Here is a 2,133-nt window from a genome sequence, read left to right as displayed (position 1 = left end):
CTCGGTAAACACCAGGCCGCACATCACGTTGCAGTCGGCGGTGCAGTAGAGCACGACTTCGGCGACACCGTCGCCCGGGTCGCGCACCGTGAACGTCCGGAAGTCCACTCACACCCCTCCTAGTCGAGCGCGTGGAACGCCCGCTGGTGCAGCACGAGCGGCGGGTTGCCGGGGTCGACCTCGTGCCACAGCGGCGCTCCGACCAGCAGCGCGTGGTCGGCGTAGGCGAGTTCGTCGCGCAGCGCGCACACCATCGAGGCGGCGGCGTCGGAGAGCAGCGGGACGCCGCGCACGACGTGCGTCGGCACGCCCCGGAACCGGTCGGCCTGGGCTCCGGCGGCGAAGCGGCCGCACAGGTCCGCCTGCCGCGAGCACAGCACGCTCACGCCGAACGCCCGCGACCTGCGGATGGCGCGCAGCGTGCCGCTGCCGTCGGCCAGCGACACCAGCAGCGCCGGTGGTCGGACCGACAGCGACATCATCGCGTTGACGGTGCACCCGGCGGGCGCGGAGCCGTCGTCGGTGGTGATGACCGCGACGCCGGTCGGCCACTGGGTCATGAAGTCGCGGAACCGCGTGTCGGTCCCGGCGAGCCGGTCCTCGGTGCGCATGGCGTCCTCCTCCAGGTGCCGGTCAGACCCGGGCCGATTCGTTCTCGGGCTGCGGCGGCAGGTGCTCCAGCGACCGCTCGATGTCCTCGTCGGTCACCACGACGTCCTCGTCCACCTCACCGTCCAAATAGGACCGGTACGCGGCCATGTCGAACAGGCCGTGCCCGCTCAGGGAGAACAGGATCACCGGCGACGTGCCGTCGCGATCGGCCCTGGCGGCTTCGACGACCGCGCCGTGCACGGCGTGCGCGCTCTCGGGTGCGGGCACCAGGCCCTCGCTGCGGGCGAACCGCACGGCGGACTCGAACACCTCGCGCTGCTGGTACGCGGTCGCCTCGACCATCCCCCGGTCGTACAGGGCGCTGACCACCTTGGCCGTGGCGTGGTAGCGCAGGCCGCCCGCGTGCATCCGCGGCGGGGCGAACCGGGAGCCCAGCGTGTACATCTTCTGCAGCGGGTTCTGCTCGGAGCTGTCGGTGAAGTCGTAGGCGTAACGGCCCCTGGTGAGCTTCGGGCACGCCGCGGGTTCGACCGACACGCACCGCACGGGGCCCTGCTCGGGGCGCAGGAACGGGAAGGCCAGCCCGCCGAAGTTGCTGCCCGCGCCCAGACCGGCGACGACCACGTCCGCCCGCTCGTCCAGCGCGGTCAGCTGGTCGATGGCCTCCAGTCCCATGACCGTGTTGTGCAGCAACGAGTACGTCTCGCCGCTGCCCGCGCAGAACCGGGTGCCCGGCTGCCCGGTGGCCTCCATCGCCTCGGCCAGCGCGATGGACAGCGTGCCCGCGTGCTCGTGGGCGAACCGGCGGCCCGCCGCGGTGCCGGCGCTGGGGCTCGCGATCACCTCGGCGCCCAGCATCTCCATGATCGTGCGGCGGTGCGGCTTGCTCTCCAGGCTGGTGCGGACCATGTAGACCACGCACTCCAGGCCGAACATGTGGCAGGCCGTGGCGACCGCGGTGCCCCACTGCCCGGCGCCGGTGGCGACGGCGAGCCGCTTCGCACCAGCCGCCTTGTAGTAGTGGGCCTGGGCGATGGCGGTGTTGAGTTTGTGGCTGCCGGAGGGGTTGCCGCCCTCGTACTTGTAGTAGATGCGGGCCCGCGTGCCGAGCGCCTCCTCGAACCCGGTGGCGCGGCGCAGGGGCGTGACGCGCCACTGGGCGTAGCGCCGCGCGACCTCCTCGGGGATCGGGATCCAGCGCTCCCGCGACACCTCCTGGCGGACCAGGCTCAGCGGCACCTGCGGGTCCAGCCGCGCGCCGTCGTGCCGCACGGGCGGGGGCAGGTCCGGCGGCAGGTCGAAGTCGAGGTCGGCCATAACGTTGTACCAGGCTTGGGGTGGGGTGGCGGACGTGGTCACCGGGCCTCCTCGTGGCGGTGGGCGGTCGGGCCCGGCCGGACGGCCAGGGCGACGGTGCAGGGCAGGTCGACGTCCACCAGGCGCCAGCGGACGTGCCGCCAGCGGCCACCGCGGGCGTCGGGGTGCACCGGGATGCGCCACGGGAGGTCGGCCAGGCCCATG

2 protein-coding genes are annotated in these 2,133 nt (G+C 73.2%); both read right to left on the bottom strand.

Translation table 11 applies throughout. The features are described 5' to 3' along the window. Nucleotides 1–119: 119 nt before the first annotated feature. Nucleotides 120–611, bottom strand: coding sequence for a flavin reductase family protein (locus AB0G02_RS36550; RefSeq protein WP_360803971.1), 492 nt, complete (start codon nt 609–611; stop codon nt 120–122). 22 nt (nt 612–633) lie between these two features. Next, on the bottom strand, nt 634–1,971 hold the full coding sequence (locus AB0G02_RS36545; protein WP_360803968.1) for a TrpB-like pyridoxal phosphate-dependent enzyme: 1,338 nt from the start codon (nt 1,969–1,971) through the stop codon (nt 634–636). Nucleotides 1,972–2,133: the final 162 nt, after the last annotated feature.

The organism is Actinosynnema sp. NPDC023658 (assembly GCF_040639995.1).
GTDB lineage: Bacteria > Actinomycetota > Actinomycetes > Mycobacteriales > Pseudonocardiaceae > Actinosynnema.
The sequence above is the reverse complement of the archived record's forward strand: the minus strand, read 5'-3'. Positions and strand labels throughout refer to the sequence as shown.

Excerpts from the sequence above, each read along its gene's own strand:
- AB0G02_RS36550 (WP_360803971.1), bottom strand. The coding sequence starts at position 611 with ATGCGCACCGAGGACCGGCTCGCCGGGACCGACACGCGGTTCCGCGAC.